Genomic DNA, 22,620 nt, shown 5'->3' with positions numbered 1-22,620 from the left:
ATGCATGTCAGAAGCCCTATCCGTACCTGCCGCTGAAGGCGAGAACACCGTGACCGCGAGTGAATCGCCCGACCTTGCCGCGACTTCCGCCAGGGCCGAGAAAGTCGGCAAGCAGGAAAAGCCCGAGAAAGCCGAGAAGCAGTCGCCCATGATGCTGCAGTACCACCGCATCAAGGCCGACCACCCGGACACGCTCCTTTTCTACCGGATGGGTGACTTCTATGAGCTATTTCATGACGATGCCGAGAAGGCCGCGCGATTGCTCGACATCACGCTGACCGCGCGCGGCCAGTCTGGCGGTGTGCCAATCCGTATGGCCGGGATCCCATTCCATTCGGCTGACCAGTATCTGGCGCGCCTGGTAAAGCTTGGCGAATCCGTGGCGATCTGCGAACAGATTGGTGACCCAGCGACCAGCAAGGGCCCGGTCGAGCGCAAAGTGGTGCGCATCGTTACGCCCGGCACGCTGACCGATGCCGCCCTGCTGCCGGACAAGTCCGACACGTTCCTGCTGGCCGTGCACCAGCAGACCACACGCCGCGGCGTCAGCAAGACGGGCCTGGCATGGCTGAACCTGGCCAGTGGCGAACTGCGACTCATGGAGTGCGACGCCGCGCAGTTGTCCCGCGAACTCGAGCGTATCCGTCCCGCCGAGGTGCTGTACACCGACGGCATGGACCTTCCGGCGCTGACATGCGCGCGCACCCGGTTGCCGGAATGGCACTTTGACCAGGAAGCCGGTACTCGCCGCCTGCGCGAACAGATCGGCGTGGCCAGCCTGGAGCCGTTCGGCTGCTCGGGCCTGGGTGCCGCCCTCGGCGCTGCCGGCGCGCTGCTCAACTATGCAGCCACCACGCAAGGCCAGTCTCTGCGGCACGTGCAGGGCGTCACTGTCGAGCGGGAATCCGAATTTGTCGGCCTCGATTCGGCAACGCGCCGCAACCTCGAACTGACCGAAACGCTGCGTGGCACCGAATCGCCAACGCTCTTCTCGCTGCTCGACACATGCGCGACGACGATGGGCAGCCGCGCGCTGCGCCACTGGTTGCATCATCCGTTGCGCGACCCGGCCCTGCCGCGAGCGCGTCAGCAGGCCATTGGGGCGCTGATCACACAAGGGCCGGACGGCTTGCGTGCCGTGCTGCGCAAGCTTGCCGACGTCGAGCGGATCACCGCGCGACTCGCGTTGCTGTCGGCACGTCCGCGCGATCTGTCCTCGCTGCGCGACACCCTGCGTGCCCTGCCCGATGTGCAGGCCGCCACGGTCAGCTCAGAGGATGCGCCGCTGCTGGCGCAGACCCTTGAGGAAATCGACATTCCGCAGGACTGCCTGGAACTGTTGATCCGCGCCGTGGCGGATGAACCCTCAACGGTGATTCGCGACGGCGGCGTCATCGCGCGCGGCTACGACAGTGAGCTCGACGAACTGCGCGATATCTCTGAAAACTGCGGTCAATTCCTGATCGACCTGGAAACCCGGGAGCGCGAGCGCACAGGCATCACGAACCTGCGCGTCGAATACAACCGTGTTCATGGCTTCTATATCGAAGTCACCAACGGGCAGGCCGACAAGGTGCCCGACGACTATCGACGCCGGCAGACCCTCAAGAACGCCGAACGCTACATCACACCCGAGTTGAAAGCGTTCGAGGACAAGGCGCTCTCGGCACAGGATCGCGCGCTGGCTCGCGAGAAGCAGCTCTACGACGGTCTGCTGCAGGCCCTGCTGCCGCATATCGGCAGTCTGCGCCGCGTGGCCGGCGCGCTCGCCCGCCTCGACGTGCTTGCCACACTGGCCGAACGTGCAAAAACACTCGACTGGGTCCAGCCAGAACGCGTCCAGGAGAACGTCATCGACATCTCGCAGGGCCGCCATCCCGTCGTGGAAGGTCAGCTGGCCGCGGAGTCCGTCGCGTTCATCGCAAACGACTGTCAGTTGAACGAGGCCCGCAAGCTGCTGCTGATCACCGGCCCGAACATGGGTGGTAAGTCGACGTTCATGCGCCAGACCGCATTGATCGTTCTGCTGGCCTGCGTCGGTGCCTGGGTGCCGGCACGCCGTGCCGTGATTGGCCCGGTGGACCGCATCTTCACGCGTATTGGGGCCGCCGACGACCTGGCGGGCGGTCGTTCGACCTTCATGGTCGAAATGACCGAAGCCGCAGCCATCCTGCACAACGCCACGCCATCCAGCCTGGTGCTGATGGATGAGATCGGCCGCGGTACTTCGACCTTCGACGGTCTCGCCCTCGCGTGGGCCATCGCGCGTCATCTGCTATCCCACAACCGCAGCCACACACTGTTTGCCACCCATTATTTCGAGCTGACGCAACTGCCAGTCGAGTTCCCGCAGGCTGCCAACGTGCACCTGTCAGCCGTGGAGCATGGCGATGGCATCGTATTCCTGCATGCGGTGCAGGACGGTCCGGCCAGCCAGAGCTACGGGCTGCAGGTGGCCCAACTGGCGGGTGTTCCGCAACCGGTCATTCGCGCAGCGCGCAAGCATCTCGCGTGGCTGGAAGAACAATCGGCGGACGCCACGCCCACGCCGCAGATGGATCTGTTCTCGGCGCAGTCTTCACCGTCCGCAGACGATGAAGATGACAAATCGGCAGGCCAGTCCGCCGTGCCGCCCGCGCAGGCTGCCACGCTGGAAGCGCTGGCCGATATCGACCCGGACAGCCTCTCGCCGCGAGAAGCGCTCGAGGCGCTGTACCGACTCAAGTCCATCTCGGAGACCGCGCGAACGGTATGACGGCACGCTTCCGGGGTCGAAGCTCGGCGGCCGCTTGCTTGGCGGCCATTGCCTGCGCGTTGCTCGCGGTGCCGGCGCTCGCGCACGCGGCGCGGGCGGGTAGCATTGCGCCGCCGCCAGTGCCGACCGTGCAGATGACCCGGATCGCCCTGATTGCCGACACCCCGCAATGGCCAGCCGCGGAAGCAGACGCGACTGCGCTGTTCGACATGATGAACGCGCAGCAGGTCGCGATGATCGTCCACGCTGGTGGCATCAAGGGCGATACCGAATCCTGTGGTGACACCCTTCTCAATGCGCGGCTGCAGGTGCTCGACGATTCGCCCACACCGCTGCTCTACGTACCTGGCGAAACCGACTGGGCTGAGTGCCAGAAGCCCTCAAACGGGAAGTTCGATGCCGTGGAGCGGCTCAATCGATTGCGGGAGCTGTTCTTCCCGCTCGACACCACGCTTGGGCGACGCACATTGCCAGTGGTGCGTCAGTCGGATCAGGCGCTGTTCCGCAGCTATCGGGAAAACGTGCGGCTCGTCACCGGTGGCGTGATGCTGGTGGGCCTGAACCTGCCCGGCGACAACAACCACTATCGCATCGAGGGCGGGCGCAATGGCGAATTCGAGGATCGGCGCGAAGCCAACCGGCAATGGCTGGCCAGGGCATTCTCAGTTGCCGAGCAGCGCGATCTGCCCGGCATCGTGGTCATCGCGCACGCCGATCCGCTATTCGGGAACGGCTGGGAAAAACGTGGCAAACCAAGCCTGCTGGACGCGTTCGTGCGTCACGGGGCACGCGACGGCTATCTCGAGTTCAAGCGTCAGCTTCGTGATCTGTCCTCGAAGTTCTCTGGCCAGGTGCTGCTGGTCCATGCAAGCGATAACGGCTTCAGCGTCGACAAGCCTTTACGCGACACGTCGGGGAAGATCGTTGCCAACTTCACGCGAGTCGCACTGCCCATCGGCACTCCTTCGCGATGGACGGAGCTGACGATCACGCCTGGCACACGGTCGGTATTCCAGGTTCAGCTACAAGATGGGCCCAAGGGCAATTGATATTCATCAACAAGAGGACAAAATGAAAAAGCCGGCAAATGCCGGCTTTTTCATGTTCGCGATGACCTATCGCGGATCGCTCGTGTTGTGAGACTTAGTGCAGCGTGCGAGGAGCCTCGTCCTCGCCGTCCTCGTCTTCGTCCACCACTTCGATGCCCGAAGCGCCGTGCGCGTGACCGTGCTCGACTTCCTCGCTCGTCGCCTCGCGGACTTCCGATACCTTCAGCCAGAAGCGCAGCGCCATGCCGGCCAGCGGGTGATTGCCGTCAAGCACGACCTTGTCCTCGGCGACGTCCGTCACCGTGTAGATGATCGAATCTTCGTCGTCACCGTCCTCGGGCACGCCCTCGAACTGCATGCCCACTTCGAGCGGCTCCGGGAAACGATCACGCGGCTCCACCTTCACGAGTTCGGCGTCGTAGTCGCCAAACGCCTCTTCCGGTTCCAGCTGCAACTCGGTCTCGAAGCCGGCGTCGTGGCCGTCCAGCGCTTCCTCGATCTTGGGGAACGTGCCATCATACCCGCCGTGCAAATAGACCATGGGCTCATCCGACTCTTCGATCAGATTGCCCTGCGCGTCCGACAGCTTATACACCACGGACACCACCGTATTCTTAGCGATTTTCAATTCTTGACTCCATGAGCGATTCCGCATTATACGCGCAGGCCTTGCCTCCGGAACCTGTCGATCCCGACGCGCCGCTCACCCTGCTCGGCGGCATGACGCCCTCAGCCTTCATGCGTGATATCTGGCACCGCAAGCCGCTGCTGATTCGACAGGCCGTGCCGGAAATCGTGCCCCCAGTGTCGCGCGAGGCGCTTTTCGAGCTTGCCGATCGCGACGACGTGGAATCACGTCTGGTGTCGTTCTTTCGCAACCGCTGGAAGCTCGAACACGGACCGTTCTCCGAGGACAACCTGCCCTCGCGCAAGACCGGCAAGTGGTCGTTGCTGGTCCAAGGCGTCAACCTGCACGATCGCGCGGCAGCCGAGCTAATGAGCCAGTTCCGCTTCGTTCCCGATGCCCGGCTTGACGACGTGATGATCAGCTATGCCACCGACGGCGGCGGCGTGGGACCTCACTTCGACTCCTACGATGTGTTCCTGCTGCAAGTATCGGGCCGGCGCCGCTGGCGCATTTCGTCACAGACGAAGCTCGACCTGATCCCCGACCTGCCCCTCAAGATCCTTTCGGATTTCAGCGCCGAGCAGGAATGGGTACTCGAGCCCGGCGACATGCTCTACCTGCCACCTCAGTACGCACACGACGGCGTAGCCGAAGGCGAATGCATGACGGCCTCGATTGGTTTCCGCGCCCCCGCCTATCGCGAGCTCGCAGGTCATTTCCTGGCCTGGCTTTCGGAGACCGTTGCCGACAACGAAGGCCTCGACGGACGTTACGCCGATGCAGGCGAATCGGCGACCTCGACGCCTGCGCAACTGCCGGCAAATCTGGCACGGGCGGTGGCGGAACGCCTTCAGTCACTCAAATGGAACGCCGGCATGGTGTCGGAATTCCTTGGTACGCATTTGTCCGAGCCGAAACCGTCCGTGCAATTCGACGAAATCGAGGAAATTCCGCTGCGTCAGTTCACGAAGCTGGCGCGCACGCATGGTGTTGTTTTGGCGCCCGCTTCCGTTGCGCTCTATGACCGCACGCACTTCTTCCTGAACGGCGAAGCCTACGAGCCGCCAGCATCGCTGGCCAAGTGGCTGCGACGTCTGGCTGACCGCCGTCAGCTCACCGCGAGCGAGGTCGAGGCATGTGTTGCGCTGCCCGACTTGATGGATACCTTCCACGACTGGGCGATGGAAGGATGGCTCCAGATTGCACCGAAACGCGTGTAATAATGCGTAACAAATCAAACCTGCAAATCTTGACTGTACACAAGCAGGGGAAACGCGGATATAATCGCCCGCTGGCTAGTACTGTGGACCACTGCACTGTCGGCACCCGGGAGAGCCACAAATTCGCAGTTCAAGAGCGATAATTACCGGTAATTATTCATCGCCTGTTTTCGTTATTAAAAGTTAAAGGACGAACAATGAAGAAGTCTCTCCTGATCGCATCCCTGCTGGCTGCTGTTGCTCTGGCCGCTTGCGGTAAGAAAGAAGAAGCTGCTGCTCCCGCCGCTGACACGGCTGCTCCGGCTGCTGCTGCTCCGGCTGAAGCTTCGGCTCCGGCTGCTGCTCCGGCTGCTGACGCTTCGGCTCCGGCCGCTGCTCCGGCTGCTGACGCTTCGGCTCCGGCTGCTGACGCTTCGGCTCCGGCTGCCAAGCAATAATCGGATTCGTCCGATAAAAAAGCCGACCTTCGGGTCGGCTTTTTTTATTTCTCGGATTTTTCTCACCCCTCATTCGCGGGGAAGATGAATGCCGAGATTATGGGCGCACCGTCTGCCAGCCCAATCCCTCTTCCTGATCCGCGATCAGGATATCCCCCGGCGATGTGCCAAGCACCGAGGCCAGCGCACCTGCCGCCAGTTCGCACGTATTGTTCTGCTTGCTCAGATGCGCTGCAACCACGCGCGACATCTGCCCATGCATGACCTGAGACAGAATACTCGCGGCAATGTCATTTGCCAGATGCCCAAAATCACCTCCGATGCGCCGTTTGAGCGAATACGGATAGACCGAGTTACGCAGCATCTCCCGATCGTGATTGCATTCGAGCACCAGTGAATGCACACCCGCCAGCCGCGCGGTCACATACGGCGTCTCCATCCCTGCATCGGTCAGTACACCGAGCCGTGCATCGCCATCAGTCAGCACGAACTGCAATGGCTCACGCGCATCATGCGGCACCGTATAGGGATGGATCTGCAAGCCACCGACCGAGAATGAATGATCGGCGCAGCACACGCGCACATCCGCCACATCCGCGCCTCGCATATGTGACGTCGCCAGCCACGTGCCGTGGCTCGTGTGGACGGGTAGCTTGTAGCGCGCCGCAAACGCATAGGCCGAGCCGACATGGTCGCCATGCTCGTGCGTGACCAGCACCGCATCGAGTTGCTCTGGCGCGACGCCGAGCCGCTCCAGCCGGCGAGCGGTCTCCTTGATGCCGAAACCGCAATCCAGCAGCACGCGCGTCACGCTCGCACCATCGCCCGCCTCGATCAGCAGCGAGTTGCCCTCGCTGCCGCTGCCCAAAAAAGCAAAGCGCATCATGGATGCGCTCGCTCGGGTTGGCACTCGACGGCTCGCGCCGTCAGTGCCACTTGACTGCCTGGGACGATCATCAGTGAAGCTGTTCGTCGAGCAGAGTCAGGATTTTCTTGCCGATCTCGGAGTTCTCGGGCTGGCCAGCATCGTTCAGGACGGTCACGGTGGTGCCGGTACCGTTGCCCTTCAGCGCCACGCGATACTTCTTCGCAGTCTTGCCATCATTGGGCTTGGTGAAGAGCTTGCCAAAGAAACCGCGATCATCGACCGTGGTCTTCGGATCGACATAGCGCACGTAGTACAGGCCCTGAGCGCGATCACGATCTTCCACCGTGAAGTTCACGCGATCCAGCGACAGACCGACCGAGCGCCAGGCGCGATCGAACGGCTCCGGCAACTGCAGCGCGGGCGAGCCATTCACCTGCGACAGGAACGACTTGCTGCTGGATGTCGCGGCTGCCGTGGCCGCGCCGGTAGCGGCAGCGGCACCAACGCCCGCAGCAGCAGCCGACGGCTGGGCCGTACCGATACCGGCCGGCGTCGGGTTCTTGGCCATCTTGTCGGCCTGCTCCTTCTGCACGCCCAGGCGTTGCGCCAGACGCGAGAGGAATTCGGCCTCCAACTCCGGATCAGCCGGACGCGGCGTCCAGACCGTCTGCGACTTGTCCACGCCGGTCAGTTGTTCCTGCGCGCCACGGTGGCTGATGAACACCTCGAGTTGGCCGTTCTGCGAACGCTCGACGCGCGTGCGGAACTTGTCGCGCTCCGACGTCGAATACAGGCCATCGAACACCTTGCCGATCGTGTTGCGGATGATGTCCTGCGGGATCTTGGCGCGATTCTCGGCCCAGTCCGTTTCCATGATGCCGGTCTCAGGAGAGTCCTGCGTCAGCAGGAAACCGTTCTCCTGCCAGAAGCCACGCAGCGACTCCCAGAGCTTGTCAGGGGGCATTCCGTTGTTGATCACGAGCCAACGCTGGTTGCCATCGCGCTCCATGCGGATGCCGTCCGTGCTCGGCAGCACGTTGTCGGTCGGCGAGGCTTCGCGGGTCTTGTTGGCCTGGCTGTAGTTCGACAGCGTCGACGTACCGGCGGCATCAGGCACCGTGTAGCGGCGATCGCCCTCGAGCTTGGTCAGGTCCGGCGGAATATCCAGCGATGCAGTCTTCTTGCCCTGGGACTTGTAGTCGATCTTGTCGGGCTGCATGGCCTCGTTGATGCTGCTGCAGCCTGCAATCAGCGACAGCGCCAGCACCGGCGCAACCACAGCGACACGGCGGACTTGCGTCGCGCCGCGACGGTTAAGCTTCTGTTTCATTGACACGTAATCCTGGTTTCAAGAGTCGGCACATCGCCGCATGTGGGCCGGTAAGTCTTAGCCAAGCAGGCCGGCGGCGGCGAGCGCGCGGCGCACGGTTTCATGCTGACCTTCGGCCAGCGGGGTCAGCGGCAGGCGGATACCGCCTTCCATTTTGCCCATTTGCTGGAGCGCCCACTTCACGGGGATCGGATTGGCCTCCACGAACATTGCGCGATTGAGGTCAATCAGCTCCATATGCAGACGACGCGCCGTCACCACATCGCCCTTGAGCGCGGCAACACACATCTCATGCATCTTGCGCGGTGCCACGTTCGCGGTCACCGAGATATTTCCATGGCCACCCAGCAGGATCAGCGCCACGGCCGTGGGATCGTCGCCACTGTAGATGGCGAAGCCTTCCGGCGCGCCATTGATCAGTTGCGCGGCACGGTCGATATTACCAGTCGCCTCCTTTACGCCGACGATACCGGGTACCTGCGCCAGGCGCAGGATCGTATCGTTGTTCATGTCCGCCACGGTACGGCCGGGCACGTTGTAGAGCACCACCGGCAGATCCACCGCTTCCGCGATCGTGCGGAAATGGCGGTACATGCCTTCTTGCGTCGGCTTGTTGTAGTAGGGCACGACCTGCAGCGATGCGTTGGCGCCCACCTTCTTGGCGAAGGCGGTCAGCTCAATCGCCTCGCTGGTGGAGTTGCCGCCCGTGCCCGCGATGATCGGTACACGGCCCGCGGATTGCTCGACGGCCACGCGAATCAGTTCGCAATGCTCGTCGACGTTGACGGTCGGCGATTCGCCCGTGGTACCCACGATCACGATGCCATCGGTGCCTTCCGCCGCGTGCCAGTCGATGAGGGCGCGCAGCGCGGGAAAGTCCAGGCTGCCATCCTCGTGCATCGGGGTGACGATGGCCACGATGCTGCCGGTAATCTGTGTCATAGCTCAGGAATTCGGAAATTCGAACATCCGCGATTGTACCGGAACCGTCAGGCCCTCCGGACACCCACGGAATGAGGGAAAACGTTAGCGGGCGTAACGTGTGAAGGCGCCGCCGCGCTGACACCTGCGCCCACGCTTCAGGTGGGCAATCGGTAACGCGGCGGCGCAGTGCCATCCACGCCACCCGGCGCTTCGCGCACCGCACATATGCGCTGCACGAACGCCGTACGGGGCACATCGAGCGTGCCATCTTCGTAACCGACTACGCGCAGCGCGTCATGCGCCACTTCAAGCAATTCGCCCGGACGCAGCAAAAAATCGGGGCGGGAAGGCTTGCCCACGGTCTCATTGCCGGCCGCAAACGTCTCATAAATCAGCACGCCACCGGGCGCCAGCGCCTCGATCAGGTGCGGCCACAGCGGGCGGTGCAGGTAGTTCGTGACCACCACAGCGTCGAACCGGCCGGCATCGGCCAGCGGCCAGGCGCCCTGCTCCAGGTCCACCGTGCGGCGCTCGATGCCCGACGGCAGCGCCGCGATGGCCTCGGCATCGCGATCCACCGCCAGCACGGCAAACCCCTGCGCCGCCAGCCATGCCGAATGGCGTCCGCTGCCGCAGGCCAGGTCGAGCACGCGACCGCCAGGTCGAATCAGATGCGCCCAGCAGGTCAGCCAGGGCGATGGCGCCGCGAGCGGCGGGTGTGTCAGGGTCATGCGCGGGACAGGCAAGGATTGGGAAAGACGGAGACTGGCGTCACTGGAGCAGCCACATGACCGGACGCAGCATCAACTCGACGATCGATAGCAGCCCGTTCATGACCGGACGCATCCAGATCTTGGTGATTACACCCGCCGCCACCAGCGCGAGAACGACAAAAATGCCATAGGGCTCGATGCGCGCCATGACGCCGGCAAGCCGCTGCGGCAGCAGCGCCGTCAGTACCCGGCCACCATCGAGCGGTGGAATCGGGAACAGGTTGAACGCCGCCACCACCGTGTTGACCAGTACGCCAGCACGGGCCATTTCGCTCCAGAACGGCTCCTGGATATGTGCCAGCGCCAGACCAATGGCCACCAGCGCCCACGCGAACGCCTGGACGATATTGCTGGCCGGGCCGGCCAGCGCCACCCACATGCCATGCCAGCGCGGATTGCGCAGGCGATCGAACGCCACCGGCACAGGCTTGGCGAAGCCGAAGACGAACTGGCCGGCAGTCAGGAAGTACAGGAGCAGGGGCACCGCCACCGTGCCGATCGGATCAATGTGCCGTACCGGGTTCAGGCTTACCCGGCCAAGCAGGTAGGCGGTGTTGTCGCCAAAATGCTTGGCCACATAGCCATGCGCGGCCTCGTGCAGCGTGATGGCGAACAGAACAGGCAGGGCGTAGACCGCGAAGGTCTGAATCAGGGAGGAATCCATGCGGACTATTCTATCGGGCAACCTGCCCACGGAGGCATCGAATGTGTGTCAGGTCGTGGCGAAGTCCGACGCATTCAGGCCGAAGCGCTCCACATCGCCCCTGCCCGCCCGCACCAGAACCGGCTCGCCGCTGGTCAGATCGATGACCGTGGTCGGCTGAGCCGGCGCCGGACCACCGTCGATCACCAGGTCGAGGCGCTTTTCCAGACGCGCCCGGATCTCTGCCGGGTCGTTCATCGGCGCGTCGTCGCCCGGCAACTGCAGCGTGGCGGAAATCAGCGGCTGCCCCAGTTCGGCCACCAGCGCCAATGGAATCGGATGCTCGGGCACACGCACGCCGATGGTCTTGCGCGCCGGGTGCGACAGCCTGCGCGGCACTTCTTTCGTCGCCTCCAGGATGAACACATACGGTCCGGGCGTCGCGCCCTTGATCCAGCGGTACTGGCGGTTGTCCACCCGGGCGAAATTGCCAAGTTCGGACAAATCGCTGCACATCAGCGTCAGGTGATGCTTCTCGTCGATCTCACGCAGACGGCGCAATTGCTCCACGGCAGCCTTATCGTCGATCTGGCAAGCCAGCGCGTAACTCGAGTCAGTCGGGAGCGCGATCAGGCCGCCCTGGCGCACTATCTGCGCGGCCTGCTTGACCAGTCGCGCCTGCGGATTGTCGGGATGAATCTCGAAGTATTGGGACATGTGGGCTGGCTATGAGGGCGCTTACCAGTCGTACCAGACCGGCGTGACATCGGCCGGCAGCGGGGGCAACGCGCCGAGTTCCACACGGCCCTCGCCAGGTCCGTGGAAATCGGAACCGCGCGACGCCAGCAAGCCATAGTGGCGTGCCACGTTGGCATAGCGGCGGAACTGATCGGGCGTGTGGCTGCCAGTCACCACCTCGACGGCACGGCCGCCAAGCTGCGTGAACTCGTCGAACAGCGCATCATGCTGCGTATCGGTGTAGTTGTAGCGACCCGGATGCGCCATCACTGGAATACCGCCAGCGGTCCGAATCCAGCCCACGGCCTCGGCCAGCGTGGCCCAGCGATGCGGCACGAAGCCGGGACGCCCTTCGGAGAGATATTCGGCGAAGACATCGCCAATCGTCGCGCAGCGGCCTTCGTCGACCAGCCAGCGCGCGAAGTGCGTACGGGAAATCAGGTCGGGATTGCCGACGTAGCGCAGCGCGCCATCGTAGGCGCCGGAAATGCCGACTTTCGCCAGCGCGTCACCAATATCCTGCGCCCGGCGCGCGCGGCCATCGCGCGTTTTCGCCAGGCCATCGATCAGTTCGGGATGAAAGGGGTCGATCTGCAGGCCGACGATGTGGACGGTCTGCCCGGCCCACGTCACCGATATTTCCACGCCCGGCACATATCGCATGCCAAGTGCTTCGGCGGCGCGGCGCGCCTCGATCTGTCCGCCTACCTCGTCATGGTCCGTCAGCGACCAGAACGCGACGCCACCGGCGTGCGCCCGGGCCGCCACGTCGGACGGTGACAACAGCCCGTCGGACACGGTGGAATGACAATGCAGATCGGCGTTGATGGCGTGAGCATTTTGCATGGCAACCATTCTACTCCCGGCAGGGCTTTTTAGCCCTGCCAGCAAAGTGGCGTGCCCGGATTGCCGACGACCGCAAGGTATGATGGAACCGTTACGAAACCGATACCTTCCTCGTCCGCCATGTCCACGACACCCACCTCCGCGCCAGAAACCACCCAGACCGATGTGCTGATCGTCGGCGCAGGCCCGGTGGGGCTGTTCGCGGCGTTTCAGGCCGGTGTGCTGGGACTGAAATGCGAGATCGTGGATGTGCTCGACCGCGCCGGCGGCCAGTGCACGGAGCTGTACCCCGAGAAGCCAATCTACGATATTCCGGCCGTCCCGGGCTGCCTCGCCCAGGACTTGGTCGACCGCCTGCTGGAGCAATGCGCGCCTTTTGCGTTTCCGATGCACTTCAGCCAGCGCGCCGAATCGGTCAGCGACACCACCTGCACAAACGGCCATCCGCGCCTGCTGGTGACCACCGACGCGGGCAAGCGCTTTGACGTGGCCGCGGTGCTGATCTGCGCTGGTGCCGGCGCCTTCGCACCGCAACGTGTGTCGCTGCCAGAAGCGGCAGCGCTGGAAGACCGTCACCTCCACTACGCCGTGCGCGATCTATCGCGCTTCGCCGGCAAGCGTGTGATCGTGGCCGGCGGCGGCGATTCGGCTCTGGATTGGGCGATGGCATTGCGCAAGACTGCGGCGCGCGTGACGCTACTGCACCGGCGCGAAGGATTCCGCGCGGCCGACCACACGGTCAAGGCGATGCGTGACGCGGTAGCCGCTGGCGAGATGGATTTCGTGGTCGGCATGCTTGGCGGGCTCCAGACCAATGGGGATGGCGCGCTGACCGGCGCGGTGGTCAAGTCGCGCGACGGCGAGCAGACGATTCCCGCCGACGACCTTGTCGCCCTGTATGGTCTGGTATCCGAGCCGGGCCCGATCGCACAGTGGGACATGGATATGCGCGCGGGCCGTATCGCGGTCGATACCACGACGTATGAGAGCTCCCGCCGGGGCATCTTCGCGGCCGGCGACATCGCGTTCTATCCGAACAAGCAGAAACTGATCCTGTCGGGCTTCCATGAGGCCGCGCTGGCGCTGCGCAAGGCCTATCACTACGCATTCCCCGAGAAGTCGCTGGTGCACGTGCATACGAGCAACAACGCGGCGCTCAAGGAAAGGCTCACGCACGGGTGACACACGGGTGACGCCTCTGCCCCCCTTCCGCTCGTGGAAGAGGGAGGCAACCGGCCTCAGATCAGAAAATCCTCGATCAGTCTGGCCACCACCGCCGGCTGGTCGTGATGCAGCATGTGCCCCGCATCGTCGACGATGGCTTCGCGGAAGTCGGAGAACACCCGGAAGCGTTCCCTGAACTCCTCGATGGTCTGCTTGTGCGCGATGTGCTTGAGCGTGGCGGAATCGCGTGCCTCCACGTGCAGCACCGGCGCCGTGACCTTGGCCCAGATCGCCATGATTTCGTCGATGCGATACAGCATCGGGTTGGTCATCTTGTGAGCGGCATCGCCAAGAATTTCCCACCTGCCATCGGCATTGCGACGCGACCAGTGCGCGGCGAGGAATGCGGCCCGGTCATCGGGCAAGCGCGGATTGGTCTTCTGCAGACGCGCCGCGACCGCTGCCTCGCTCTCGTAGGTCTTCAACTCGGGCGGGTTGCGTAGCTCGTCGAGCCAACGCGCCATGCGGCCCGGCGCCTGCTCGGGGCGTGTGCGCGTCATTCCGAACCCCTCCAGGTCCACGACGCGCCGCACACGCTCCGGACGCACGCCAGCGTAGATGCACACCACATTGGCACCCATGCTGTGCCCCACCAGATCCACCTGTCCGTCGGGCTGGTAGTGGTCGATCAGTCCCTCGAGATCGGCGACGTAATCAGGAAACCAGTACGACGTGGTACCCGGATAGCGCGAGGGATGATCCGTCTCGCCGAAGCCGCGCCAGTCCATGGCGATCACGTGCCAGTCGCGCCGGAACGCATCTACCAGGAACTGGAACGAAGCGGCCACGTCCATCCAGCCATGCAGCATGAACAGCTTGGGCGCGCCAGGCTCTCCCCATTGGCGCACGTGCGTGCGGAGCCCCCGCAGCGTGATAAATTCGGAACGCGAGGTTTCCGTGATGGTCATTGTTTCTGTCTCCGTGTCCGGGTCTTCTGGCACGCGCGGCTCAAACCCACGCGGCAGCCCGAATAAAAATAGAACGGTCGTTCGCTTGCCGGATTATAGCCATTTCGCGAGATCCGGGCGCGGCCGACAACCTGGAGACAACCGGATGACCACCTTGCCGGCCGCGCGGCGCGACGACTATCGCGCACTGCACGATTCCTTTCACTGGGACGTGCCCGAGATATTCAACCTGGCCGAAGTCTGCTGCGGCCGCTGGGCACGCGATCCGGCCACGATGCACCGCATCGCGGTCTACACGGAGCACGAGGACGGCCGACGCGCCTCGCATACCTATGCGCATATCCAGGCCGAGGCGAACCGTCTTTCGCGCGCCCTGCGCGAACTCGGCGTGCAGCGTGGCGACCGCGTGGCCATCGTCATGCCCCAGCGCATCGAGACCGTGATCGCCGGCATGGCCGTCTACCAGCTCGGCGCGGTAGCCATGCCGCTGTCGATGCTGTTCGGCCCAGAGGCCCTGTCCTATCGGATCGACCACAGCGAGACCCGCGTGGCCATCGCCGACGAGACCTCGATCGACAACATGCTCGCCGCCCGCCCCGACTGCCCGACGCTGCGGACAGTCATCGGCGTGGGTGACGCAACCGGGCGCGGCGATCTGGACTGGGACACGCTGCTGGCCGCGCAGATCCCCGAGTTCACCGCCGAGCAGACCAAGGCCGAGGAAGCCGCGGTGCTGATCTACACCAGCGGCACCACCGGCCCCCCGAAAGGCGCGGTCATCCCGCATCGCGCACTGATCGGCAATTTGACCGGCTTCGTGTGTTCGCAGAACTGGTATCCGCAGGACGACGACGTGTTCTGGAGCCCGGCGGACTGGGCCTGGACAGGTGGCTTGTGGGATGCGCTGATGCCGGCGCTCTACTTCGGCCGTCCGATCGTCGGATATCAGGGGCGATTTTCTGCGGAGCGCGCGTTTGAACTGCTCGAGCGCTACGGTGTCACCAACACGTTCCTGTTCCCGACCGCGCTCAAGCAGATGATGAAGGCCTGCCCGACCCCGTCGGACCACTACCAGCTCAAGCTGCGGGCCATCATGAGCGCCGGCGAGGCCGTCGGCGAAACGGTTTTCACCTGGTGCCGCGATGCGCTGGGCGTGATCGTCAACGAGATGTTCGGCCAGACCGAAATCAACTACATCGTCGGCAACTGCACCGCGCAGTACGACGAAAGCCGCCTTGGCTGGCCTGCGCGACCTGGGTCGATGGGACGCCCCTACCCCGGCCATCGCGTGGCCGTGATCGACGAGGACGGCCGCCCCTGCCCGCCGGGCGAGGATGGCGAAGTCGCAGTCTGCGCGACCGATATCCACGGCCATCCCGATCCGGTGTTCTTCCTGGGCTACTGGAAGAACGAAGCGGCCACCGCGGCCAAGTATTCGGAATATGACGGCCTGCGCTGGTGTCGCACCGGCGACCTCGCGCGAATCGACGCGGATGGCTACCTCTGGTACCAGGGCCGCGCGGACGACGTGTTCAAGTCATCCGGCTACCGCATCGGGCCGAGCGAGATCGAGAACTGCCTACTCAAGCATCCGGCGGTGTCGAACTGCGCCGTGGTGCCGTCGCCGGACCCCGAGCGCGGCTCGATCGTCAAGGCGTTCATCGTGCTGACGCCGTCGGTGACGCGTTCCTTCGATAACGATGCGGCGCTGATCGCCGAGCTCCAGCAGCATGTGCGAGGCCAGCTTGCGCCGTACGAGTACCCGAAAGCGATCGAATTCATCGACCAGTTGCCGATGACCACTACCGGCAAGATCCAGCGCCGCGTGTTGCGGCTGCAGGAACAGGAGCGCGCCGCAAAGCCAGCCGGCTAACCGGCGGAGGCTTCGAGCCAGGCCAGTTCGTCCTCGTCGAAACCAGCCGCACGGCGAGCCTCGAGATTGAACGGGCCGCGCAGCTTTGGCGCGCGGTACTGTTCGGCAAGCCGCGCGTACGTGGCGATCGGGTCCAGCCCTCGCTGGGCGCAGAGCCAGCGGTACCAGTGATTGCCAATGGCCACGTGCCCGACTTCGTCGCGCAGGATGATGTCGATGATCTCCGCGGCCGCGGTATCGCCCACCTCGGCCAGCTTGGCACGCACTGGCGGCGAAGCGTCGAGTCCACGCGCCTCCAACGTGCGTGGCACCAGCGCCATGCGCGCCAGCACGTCGCCCGAGGTGCGATCGGTCATCTCCCAGAGCGAATTATGTGCCGGATAGTCACCATAGGTCGCCCCGAGCGTAGCGAGATGGTCGGCCAGCAGCGTGAAATGGAGTGCCTCCTCGTCAGCCACGCGAAGCCAGTCGCGGTAGTACGACTCCGGCATCCCGGCAAAACGCCAGACCGCATCGAGCGCCAGATTGATCGCATTGAATTCGATATGGCACAGCGCATGGATCATCACGGCGCGGCCCGCCAGGGTGTGTAACGAGCGCCTGCGGTCCACCTGCTGCGGGGGCACCAGTTCGGGCCGCGCCGGGCGCCCCGGGATCGCCGCCGAGCCTTCGGCCACCAAAATTTCATCCACATCCGTTACGGTGCCCCCGTGCGCCTGCAGATCGGTATAGAGCGCGCGCGCAGCGGCCGCCTTGGCCCTGGCGTCGGTGATACACAGCACCGCCAGCGCCCGGCGGCGCGTGGCAAGTGGCGAATCGGCGATTTCGGCGGGTGCGATGTCTGGCATAGGCGTAAAATCCGGGAAGCCGTCATTGTAGAGCCTCGCCGGTGCCACGCCGGCCCACGGGAACCGGCTCTTTTAATCGCGACGGCCACCCCCAATTACCTACATTGCTTCAGGCAGGAGACCCCATGGCGCTTTACCAGCTCGGCGAGATCGCCCCGACCATTCACGACGATGCCTACGTGGCCGCGGAAGCCACCATTATCGGCAACGTGACGCTAAAGGCACGCGCGAGCGCCTGGCCTGGCGTCGTGATCCGTGGCGACAACGAACCGATCGTGGTGGGCGAGGATACGAACATCCAGGAAGGCTCCGTGCTGCACACCGACCCGGGCCGTCCCCTGACGCTGGGCGACAAGGTCTCGATCGGCCACCAGGCCATGCTGCACGGCTGCACGGTCGGCGAAGGCTCGCTGATCGGTATCCAGGCCGTGGTGCTGAATGGCGCCGTAATCGGCAAGGAGTGCCTGGTCGGCGCCGGTGCCGTCGTGACCGAAAACAAGGTGTTTCCTGACCGCTCGCTGATCCTGGGCGCACCCGCCAAGGTGGTCCGCGAACTGACCGATGCTGACGTGGCCAACCTCTATCGCAATGCGGAGACGTATGCGAAGCGGCAAGCCACATACAAGACCGATTTGAAGCGTATCGGTTGATACCGATACGCCGGATTGACATTGCCTTACGTGAAAGACTGATAGAACCGTGACCGCTACATCGAATCCCGACACACTCCAGAAATTCCTGTTCGACGCTGCCCCCGTGCGCGGCGAGCTGGTCCGCATGGAGGCCACCTGGCAAGAAGTGCTGAACCGCCATGCCTATCCGGCACCGGTGCGGCGCCTGCTGGGCGAGATGATGGCGGCCGCGGCGCTGCTATCGGCCAACCTCAAGTTCAACGGTGCGCTGGTGATGCAACTGCACGGCGACGGCCCGGTGCGGATGCTCGTGGTGGAGTGCCTGTCCGACCTGTCGATGCGCGCCACGGCCAAGATTGCCGAGGACGCCACGATTACCGACGATGCCACGCTGACGACGCTCGTCAACGCGCATGGTCATGGTCGCTTTGCCATCACGCTCGACCCGCAAGACAAGTTGCCGGGCCAGCAACCCTACCAGGGCATCGTGCCGCTTTCCGACGAGAACGGCCCGCTCGACTCGATGGCCGCAGTGCTCGAACACTACATGCAGGCGTCCGAGCAGCTCGACACCCGCCTGTGGCTTGCCTCGAATGAGCAGGTCGCCGCGGGCATGTTGCTGCAGAAGCTGCCGTCCTACGGCGGCACGATGGAAGCGCAGGTTGGCGAAACCGGTTCGCCGCTCTCCGGTGATGTGCAGGCGCAGGACCTGGATACCTGGGATCGCGCGTGCCAGTTGGGCGCCACGCTCAAGCAGGACGAACTGCTGGCCGAGTCGCCTGAGACCCTGCTGCGCCGCCTGTTCTGGGAAGAACTGCAGAATGCTGGCCTGCGGGTCTTCGAGCCAATGACGCCGCATTTCCAGTGCTCGTGCTCACGCGCCAAGGTCGCCGGCATGTTGCAGTCGCTGGGCCAGGCCGAAATCGAAAGCATCATTGCCGAACGCGGCGACGTGGAAATCCATTGCGACTTCTGCGGCCAGCGCTACGTGTTCGACCCGGTGGATGCCGCGCAGCTCTTCACGCTACCCGTGGCAACGGGCGCAGGCGAAGGCGCGCAGCAGCAGCACTGAGCATCAGTCCACTCCCCTGCCCCATCAGGGAGAAGGGGAAAAGACCACGGGTATGTCAAAGGTTCCGGATATGCGCGGAACCACATACCCGCGCTCGCGGGTCCAATGACACTCCCGAACCCCAGCTGCCGGACGGAGGCCGACATGACCAAGACGTATCGTTCCCGCGCACTGCCCTGGCTGGTCATTGCCATGGCGGCGATGATCACCGGCTGCGCAGCGCCCGTTCCACGCGATATGTATGGCAGCCCTGCCACCGCGCGCCTGGAGCCCGGTTCGACTCCCCCCGCCCCACTGACTGACGAAGAAAAGCAGCAGCTCACAGAGCTGAACCAGCAAGTGCTGCGCGAGCAGGAGCATGTGATCGCCAGCCAGCAGCAGGCCGAAGCCTGGGCGCGGGCAGCTTACGCCTACCCGAGCACAAACTGGAATCTGTACTACGGCGGATGGGGCGGTGGCCACTGGGGTGGCGGCGTGGGAATTAGCTCGCCTGGCTGGGGCTGGGGCGGTTACCCGTACGGCTCCCCGTACTGGTGGTGATTCAGAAGAAATCGAAACCGCGCCGCAGGAATGCGCAAACGCGACTGACCTAGCGGTCAAGGTCGCGCATCGACATCAGAATAGTCCGGAAAAGCCGGTTAATGTCCGCCGCGTCCCGCGACGGAATTGGGTGGCGGCGGCAGCGGCGGCGTGGCGCTGACTTTCGGAGCCGGCGCCACGAACTGGACGAAGACTTCCCCGTCCTTGACCATGCCCAGCTCATAGCGGGCACGCTCCTCGATGGCACCCGTGCCATCCTGCAAATCCTTCACTTCCCCTTCCAGCTTGGCATTGCGCAGCTTGAGCGCCTGGTTGTGCACGGTCTGCTCGTTGACCTGACGATTCAGATCCCACACGCGTAGCCAGCCGCCCTTGCCCAGCCATAGCGGGTACTGGATTGCGAGCAGCAGCACGAACAACAGCAGGGAAATCAGGCGCATCGGGGCGAAGAAGGCGCTAGGAAAAGGATGATTTGGCGATTTCCGCCGGGACCAATGATCCACCAAGCCGCCAAAGATTGCAAAACAAAAGACGATACAAAGCGAAACAACGGCGCAACAGGCATCCAGTTGACAACAAAAAAAGCGCCGCCCCGGTGCTCCGGGGCGGCGCTTTTTCTGGAACTCAGAACACTAACCGGCGATATCAGCGCAGGTTGTAGAACGTGCTCTTGCCCGGGTACGTGGCGATGTCGCCCAGGTCTTCCTCGATACGCAGCAGCTGGTTGTACTTCGAGATGCGGTCCGAGCGCGACAGCGAACCGGTCTTGATCTGGCCGGCGTTCGTGCCGACGGCGATATCGGCGATCGTGCTGTCTTCGGTCTCACCCGAACGGTGCGAGATCACGGCGGTGTAACCGGCGCGCTTGGCCATCTCGATAGCAGCGAACGTCTCGGTCAGCGTGCCGATCTGGTTGATCTTGATGAGAATCGAGTTGCCGATGCCCTTCTCGATGCCTTCCTTCAGGATCTTCGTGTTGGTCACGAACAGGTCGTCACCCACCAGTTGGACGCGCTTGCCCAGCTTGTCGGTCAGCGTCTTCCAGCCTTCCCAGTCGCCTTCGGCCATGCCGTCCTCGATCGACACGATCGGGAACTTGTCGCACAGGTTGGCCAGGTAGTCGGCGAACTGGGTCGACGTCAGCTTCAGGCCTTCGCCTTCCAGCGAGTACACGCCTTCGGCTTCGTGGTAGAACTCGCTGGCGGCGCAGTCCAGCGCCAGCAGCACGTCCTCGCCAGCCTTGTAGCCAGCCTTTTCGATGGCCTGCACAACCGTGTTCAGGCACTCCTCGTTCGACGAGAAGTTCGGGGCGAAGCCGCCCTCGTCGCCCACGGCGGTGGACATGCCCTTGTCGGACAGGATCTTCTTCAGCGCGTGGAACACTTCGGCGCCGCAACGCAGAGCTTCACGGAAGCTGGTCTGCGACACGGGCATGATCATGAATTCCTGGATGTCCAGGCTGTTGTTGGCGTGCGCGCCACCGTTGACGATGTTCATCATCGGCACCGGCATCTGCATCGCGCCCGAGCCGCCGAAGTAGCGGTACAGCGGCAGGCCGGCTTCCTCGGCGGCTGCCTTGGCCACGGCCATCGACACAGCCAGCATGGCGTTGGCGCCCAGGCGGCCCTTGTTCTCGGTGCCGTCCAGTTCGATCAGCGTGCGGTCCAGGAAAGCCTGCTCGGAGGCATCCAGGCCCATGATCGCTTCGGAGATCTCGGTGTTGATGTGCTCGACAGCCTTCAGCACGCCCTTGCCCAGGTAGCGCGACTTGTCGCCATCACGCAGTTCGATGGCTTCGCGCGAACCGGTCGATGCACCCGACGGTACGGCAGCACGGCCCATCACGCCCGACTCCAGCAGCACGTCGCACTCGACGGTGGGATTGCCGCGCGAGTCGAGAACCTCGCGACCGATGATATCTACGATTGCACTCATATTTCCTCTCTGGACTGTTGAATCTGGTGAATCTTCTTACCGCGCAGGATGCCCGACGAATATGTCAGATGCCTTCCACGACGATCATGTTCATCTTCGCCGCATGCTCGCGGGACTTGCGCGCCGCCAGGTATTCCTCGCTGGCGTGGAACGCGCGGGCGGCTTCGTAGCTCTGGAACTTCAGGACCACGACCCGCGTGGGGCCCCAATCCCCCTCGAGCCGTTCGGTCTGGCCGCCACGCACCAGCACTTCCGCGCCGTGCGCCTGCATGGCTTTCGTGGAAAGCACCTTGTACTGCTCGTACTGCTGGGGATCTGTCACATCGACGTACGCGATGATATAACCGGCGGCCATGCGCTATCTCCGAATCTTTTGTATTGTCTTTCGATACCGTTTCGTCGGCATTGATGCCGGACGTCCGGCAGAGGCACCAGAAACGGCACCGCCCGCGTCAGGCGCGGGCGGCAGTTGCCAAGGCAGACTCAGGCGCAGGCCGGCCAGCCGAAGTTGTCTTCCAGGAAGCCGGCACGCTTGACCATGCCGTCGAGATCGCGCAGCACGGTCAGCAGTTCCTTCATGCGCGACAGCGGCACGGCGTTGGGGCCGTCCGACATCGCCTTGCTCGGATCGGGGTGGGTCTCCATGAACAGACCCGCCACGCCCGTAGCCACCGCGGCACGCGAGAGCACCGGCACGAATTCGCGCTGGCCGCCCGAACTGGTGCCCTGGCCACCCGGCAACTGCACCGAATGGGTGGCATCGAACACCACGGGGGCGCCCGTCTCGCGCATGATCGCCAGGGAGCGCATGTCGGAGACAAGATTGTTGTAGCCGAAGGAAACGCCACGCTCGCAGGCCATGAACACGTCATCGGGCAGACCCGCCTCACGGGCGGCGTCACGCGCCTTGTCGATCACGTTTTTCATGTCGTGCGGTGCCAGGAACTGGCCCTTCTTGATGTTCACCGGCTTGCCGCTCTGGGCGCAGGCACGGATGAAATCAGTCTGGCGGCACAGGAAGGCCGGCGTCTGCAGCACATCCACCACGGCCGCGACGGGCTTGATCTCGTCGATCTCGTGGATGTCGGTAAGCACCGGCACGCCGATCTGACGCTTTACCGTGGCCAGGATCTCGAGACCCTTTTCCATTCCGAGCCCGCGGAACGACTTGCCCGACGACCGGTTGGCCTTGTCGAACGACGACTTGTAGATGAACGGAATGCCCAGTTCACCCGTGATCGCCTTCAGCTCGCCGGCCGTATCGAGCGCCATCTGCTCGGACTCGATCACGCACGGACCAGCGATCAGGAAAAACGGCTTGTCGAGGCCGACGTCGAATCCACACAGTTTCATGGCAGTTTCCTTCCCCACCAGCGC

General features: G+C 63.9%; 23 protein-coding genes. 9 read left to right on the top strand and 14 right to left on the bottom strand.

The annotated features are described in order from the left end of the window. Window positions 1–148: 148 nt before the first annotated feature. A complete protein-coding gene (gene mutS, locus WD006_RS05075) occupies window positions 149–2,755 on the top strand; it encodes a DNA mismatch repair protein MutS (RefSeq protein WP_035832936.1) in 2,607 nt (868 codons plus the stop codon). Further along, window positions 2,752–3,804, top strand: a complete 1,053-nt coding sequence (locus WD006_RS05070; RefSeq protein WP_011515862.1) for a hypothetical protein — start codon at window positions 2,752–2,754, stop codon at window positions 3,802–3,804. The genes mutS and WD006_RS05070 overlap by 4 nt, the downstream gene beginning before the upstream one ends. A 94-nt stretch (window positions 3,805–3,898) precedes the next feature. On the opposite strand, the gene WD006_RS05065 is transcribed toward WD006_RS05070, so the two are convergent. Further along, a complete protein-coding gene (locus tag WD006_RS05065; RefSeq protein ID WP_029308195.1) occupies window positions 3,899–4,432 on the bottom strand; it encodes an FKBP-type peptidyl-prolyl cis-trans isomerase in 534 nt (177 codons plus the stop codon). An 11-nt stretch (window positions 4,433–4,443) separates the two neighbouring features. Here WD006_RS05065 and WD006_RS05060 point away from each other — a divergent pair, with 11 nt between their 5' ends. Continuing rightward, on the top strand, window positions 4,444–5,652 hold the full coding sequence (locus WD006_RS05060; RefSeq protein WP_175582354.1) for a cupin domain-containing protein: 1,209 nt from the start codon (window positions 4,444–4,446) through the stop codon (window positions 5,650–5,652). Between the two features lie 197 nt (window positions 5,653–5,849). Next, the gene (locus WD006_RS05055; protein WP_080672714.1) at window positions 5,850–6,089 is read left to right on the top strand and encodes a hypothetical protein; all 240 of its coding nucleotides are present in this window, start codon (window positions 5,850–5,852) and stop codon (window positions 6,087–6,089) included. A gap of 97 nt (window positions 6,090–6,186) precedes the next feature. Here the strand turns inward: WD006_RS05055 and WD006_RS05050 are convergent, their stop codons facing one another. From WD006_RS05050 to WD006_RS05020, 7 genes are all read right to left on the bottom strand, one after another. Continuing rightward, the gene (locus tag WD006_RS05050; RefSeq protein ID WP_029308197.1) at window positions 6,187–6,975 is read right to left on the bottom strand and encodes an MBL fold metallo-hydrolase; all 789 of its coding nucleotides are present in this window, start codon (window positions 6,973–6,975) and stop codon (window positions 6,187–6,189) included. A 70-nt stretch (window positions 6,976–7,045) separates the two neighbouring features. Beyond that, window positions 7,046–8,287 (bottom strand): outer membrane protein assembly factor BamC, encoded by a 1,242-nt coding sequence (gene bamC / locus WD006_RS05045; RefSeq protein ID WP_011515856.1) that lies wholly within the window; start codon window positions 8,285–8,287, stop codon window positions 7,046–7,048. 57 nt (window positions 8,288–8,344) lie between these two features. After that, window positions 8,345–9,229 (bottom strand): 4-hydroxy-tetrahydrodipicolinate synthase, encoded by an 885-nt coding sequence (gene dapA, locus WD006_RS05040; RefSeq protein WP_008650073.1) that lies wholly within the window; start codon window positions 9,227–9,229, stop codon window positions 8,345–8,347. A gap of 137 nt (window positions 9,230–9,366) precedes the next feature. Beyond that, entirely contained in the window at window positions 9,367–9,942 is a 576-nt protein-coding gene (locus tag WD006_RS05035; RefSeq protein WP_029308198.1) for a class I SAM-dependent methyltransferase, read from the bottom strand. Between the two features lie 40 nt (window positions 9,943–9,982). Then, window positions 9,983–10,648 (bottom strand): site-2 protease family protein, encoded by a 666-nt coding sequence (locus WD006_RS05030; protein WP_011515854.1) that lies wholly within the window; start codon window positions 10,646–10,648, stop codon window positions 9,983–9,985. Window positions 10,649–10,696: 48 nt separating this feature from the next. Next, window positions 10,697–11,344, bottom strand: a complete 648-nt coding sequence (locus tag WD006_RS05025) for an L-threonylcarbamoyladenylate synthase (protein ID WP_011515853.1) — start codon at window positions 11,342–11,344, stop codon at window positions 10,697–10,699. Between the two features lie 21 nt (window positions 11,345–11,365). Further along, window positions 11,366–12,211, bottom strand: coding sequence for a 3',5'-nucleoside bisphosphate phosphatase (locus WD006_RS05020; protein WP_080710366.1), 846 nt, complete (start codon window positions 12,209–12,211; stop codon window positions 11,366–11,368). A 120-nt stretch (window positions 12,212–12,331) separates the two neighbouring features. Between WD006_RS05020 and WD006_RS05015 the strand changes: the two genes are divergently transcribed. Continuing rightward, entirely contained in the window at window positions 12,332–13,393 is a 1,062-nt protein-coding gene (locus WD006_RS05015) for an NAD(P)/FAD-dependent oxidoreductase (RefSeq protein WP_011515851.1), read from the top strand. A 56-nt stretch (window positions 13,394–13,449) separates the two neighbouring features. Here WD006_RS05015 and WD006_RS05010 read toward each other — a convergent pair whose 3' ends face one another. Next, window positions 13,450–14,343 carry an alpha/beta fold hydrolase gene (locus WD006_RS05010; RefSeq protein ID WP_029308200.1) on the bottom strand — a complete coding sequence of 298 codons (894 nt, stop codon included), beginning with the start codon at window positions 14,341–14,343 and terminating at the stop codon, window positions 13,450–13,452. 145 nt (window positions 14,344–14,488) lie between these two features. Between WD006_RS05010 and WD006_RS05005 the strand changes: the two genes are divergently transcribed. Continuing rightward, on the top strand, window positions 14,489–16,216 hold the full coding sequence (locus tag WD006_RS05005; protein WP_029308201.1) for an acyl-CoA synthetase: 1,728 nt from the start codon (window positions 14,489–14,491) through the stop codon (window positions 16,214–16,216). On the opposite strand, the gene WD006_RS05000 is transcribed toward WD006_RS05005, so the two are convergent. After that, complete coding sequence (locus WD006_RS05000; protein ID WP_029308202.1) at window positions 16,213–17,064, bottom strand: ferritin-like domain-containing protein; 852 nt, start codon at window positions 17,062–17,064, stop codon at window positions 16,213–16,215. The genes WD006_RS05005 and WD006_RS05000 overlap by 4 nt on opposite strands. A 125-nt stretch (window positions 17,065–17,189) precedes the next feature. On the opposite strand from WD006_RS05000, the gene WD006_RS04995 reads away from it, so the two are divergent. The 3 genes from WD006_RS04995 (at window position 17,190) to WD006_RS04985 (ending at window position 19,308) form a co-directional block, all read left to right on the top strand. Continuing rightward, window positions 17,190–17,714, top strand: coding sequence for a gamma carbonic anhydrase family protein (locus tag WD006_RS04995; RefSeq protein ID WP_008650087.1), 525 nt, complete (start codon window positions 17,190–17,192; stop codon window positions 17,712–17,714). Window positions 17,715–17,763: 49 nt separating this feature from the next. After that, on the top strand, window positions 17,764–18,768 hold the full coding sequence (locus WD006_RS04990) for an Hsp33 family molecular chaperone HslO (RefSeq protein WP_011515847.1): 1,005 nt from the start codon (window positions 17,764–17,766) through the stop codon (window positions 18,766–18,768). A gap of 144 nt (window positions 18,769–18,912) precedes the next feature. Further along, entirely contained in the window at window positions 18,913–19,308 is a 396-nt protein-coding gene (locus WD006_RS04985; protein WP_011515846.1) for a hypothetical protein, read from the top strand. A gap of 98 nt (window positions 19,309–19,406) precedes the next feature. Here WD006_RS04985 and ftsB read toward each other — a convergent pair whose 3' ends face one another. The 4 genes from ftsB to kdsA all read right to left on the bottom strand — a co-directional run bounded on the left by ftsB (window position 19,407) and on the right by kdsA (window position 22,596). After that, window positions 19,407–19,748: a cell division protein FtsB gene (gene ftsB, locus WD006_RS04980; protein WP_008650101.1), complete on the bottom strand. Its 342-nt coding sequence runs from the start codon at window positions 19,746–19,748 to the stop codon at window positions 19,407–19,409. A gap of 205 nt (window positions 19,749–19,953) precedes the next feature. Then, window positions 19,954–21,243, bottom strand: coding sequence for a phosphopyruvate hydratase (gene eno / locus WD006_RS04975; RefSeq protein WP_008650102.1), 1,290 nt, complete (start codon window positions 21,241–21,243; stop codon window positions 19,954–19,956). Window positions 21,244–21,307: 64 nt separating this feature from the next. After that, window positions 21,308–21,598 (bottom strand): DUF1330 domain-containing protein, encoded by a 291-nt coding sequence (locus WD006_RS04970; protein WP_008650103.1) that lies wholly within the window; start codon window positions 21,596–21,598, stop codon window positions 21,308–21,310. A 128-nt stretch (window positions 21,599–21,726) separates the two neighbouring features. Beyond that, window positions 21,727–22,596, bottom strand: coding sequence for a 3-deoxy-8-phosphooctulonate synthase (gene kdsA, locus WD006_RS04965; RefSeq protein ID WP_011515845.1), 870 nt, complete (start codon window positions 22,594–22,596; stop codon window positions 21,727–21,729). Window positions 22,597–22,620: the final 24 nt, after the last annotated feature.

The organism is Cupriavidus sp. Met-2 (assembly GCF_049843575.1).
In the GTDB taxonomy this organism is placed as follows: domain Bacteria; phylum Pseudomonadota; class Gammaproteobacteria; order Burkholderiales; family Burkholderiaceae; genus Cupriavidus; species Cupriavidus metallidurans.
Note: the sequence above shows the minus strand (reverse complement) of the source record. Positions and strands in the feature narration are given on the sequence as shown.

Excerpts from the sequence above, each read along its gene's own strand:
- mutS (WP_035832936.1), top strand. The coding sequence starts at position 149 with ATGATGCTGCAGTACCACCGCATCAAGGCCGACCACCCGGACACGCTC.
- WD006_RS05070 (WP_011515862.1), top strand. The coding sequence starts at position 2,752 with ATGACGGCACGCTTCCGGGGTCGAAGCTCGGCGGCCGCTTGCTTGGCG.
- WD006_RS05060 (WP_175582354.1), top strand. The coding sequence starts at position 4,444 with ATGAGCGATTCCGCATTATACGCGCAGGCCTTGCCTCCGGAACCTGTC.
- WD006_RS05055 (WP_080672714.1), top strand. The coding sequence starts at position 5,850 with ATGAAGAAGTCTCTCCTGATCGCATCCCTGCTGGCTGCTGTTGCTCTG.
- WD006_RS05050 (WP_029308197.1), bottom strand. The coding sequence starts at position 6,975 with ATGATGCGCTTTGCTTTTTTGGGCAGCGGCAGCGAGGGCAACTCGCTG.
- bamC (WP_011515856.1), bottom strand. The coding sequence starts at position 8,287 with ATGAAACAGAAGCTTAACCGTCGCGGCGCGACGCAAGTCCGCCGTGTC.
- dapA (WP_008650073.1), bottom strand. The coding sequence starts at position 9,229 with ATGACACAGATTACCGGCAGCATCGTGGCCATCGTCACCCCGATGCAC.
- WD006_RS05035 (WP_029308198.1), bottom strand. The coding sequence starts at position 9,942 with ATGACCCTGACACACCCGCCGCTCGCGGCGCCATCGCCCTGGCTGACC.
- WD006_RS05030 (WP_011515854.1), bottom strand. The coding sequence starts at position 10,648 with ATGGATTCCTCCCTGATTCAGACCTTCGCGGTCTACGCCCTGCCTGTT.
- WD006_RS05025 (WP_011515853.1), bottom strand. The coding sequence starts at position 11,344 with ATGTCCCAATACTTCGAGATTCATCCCGACAATCCGCAGGCGCGACTG.
- WD006_RS05020 (WP_080710366.1), bottom strand. The coding sequence starts at position 12,211 with ATGCAAAATGCTCACGCCATCAACGCCGATCTGCATTGTCATTCCACC.
- WD006_RS05015 (WP_011515851.1), top strand. The coding sequence starts at position 12,332 with ATGTCCACGACACCCACCTCCGCGCCAGAAACCACCCAGACCGATGTG.
- WD006_RS05010 (WP_029308200.1), bottom strand. The coding sequence starts at position 14,343 with ATGACCATCACGGAAACCTCGCGTTCCGAATTTATCACGCTGCGGGGG.
- WD006_RS05005 (WP_029308201.1), top strand. The coding sequence starts at position 14,489 with ATGACCACCTTGCCGGCCGCGCGGCGCGACGACTATCGCGCACTGCAC.
- WD006_RS05000 (WP_029308202.1), bottom strand. The coding sequence starts at position 17,064 with ATGCCAGACATCGCACCCGCCGAAATCGCCGATTCGCCACTTGCCACG.
- WD006_RS04995 (WP_008650087.1), top strand. The coding sequence starts at position 17,190 with ATGGCGCTTTACCAGCTCGGCGAGATCGCCCCGACCATTCACGACGAT.
- WD006_RS04985 (WP_011515846.1), top strand. The coding sequence starts at position 18,913 with ATGACCAAGACGTATCGTTCCCGCGCACTGCCCTGGCTGGTCATTGCC.
- ftsB (WP_008650101.1), bottom strand. The coding sequence starts at position 19,748 with ATGCGCCTGATTTCCCTGCTGTTGTTCGTGCTGCTGCTCGCAATCCAG.
- eno (WP_008650102.1), bottom strand. The coding sequence starts at position 21,243 with ATGAGTGCAATCGTAGATATCATCGGTCGCGAGGTTCTCGACTCGCGC.
- WD006_RS04970 (WP_008650103.1), bottom strand. The coding sequence starts at position 21,598 with ATGGCCGCCGGTTATATCATCGCGTACGTCGATGTGACAGATCCCCAG.
- kdsA (WP_011515845.1), bottom strand. The coding sequence starts at position 22,596 with ATGAAACTGTGTGGATTCGACGTCGGCCTCGACAAGCCGTTTTTCCTG.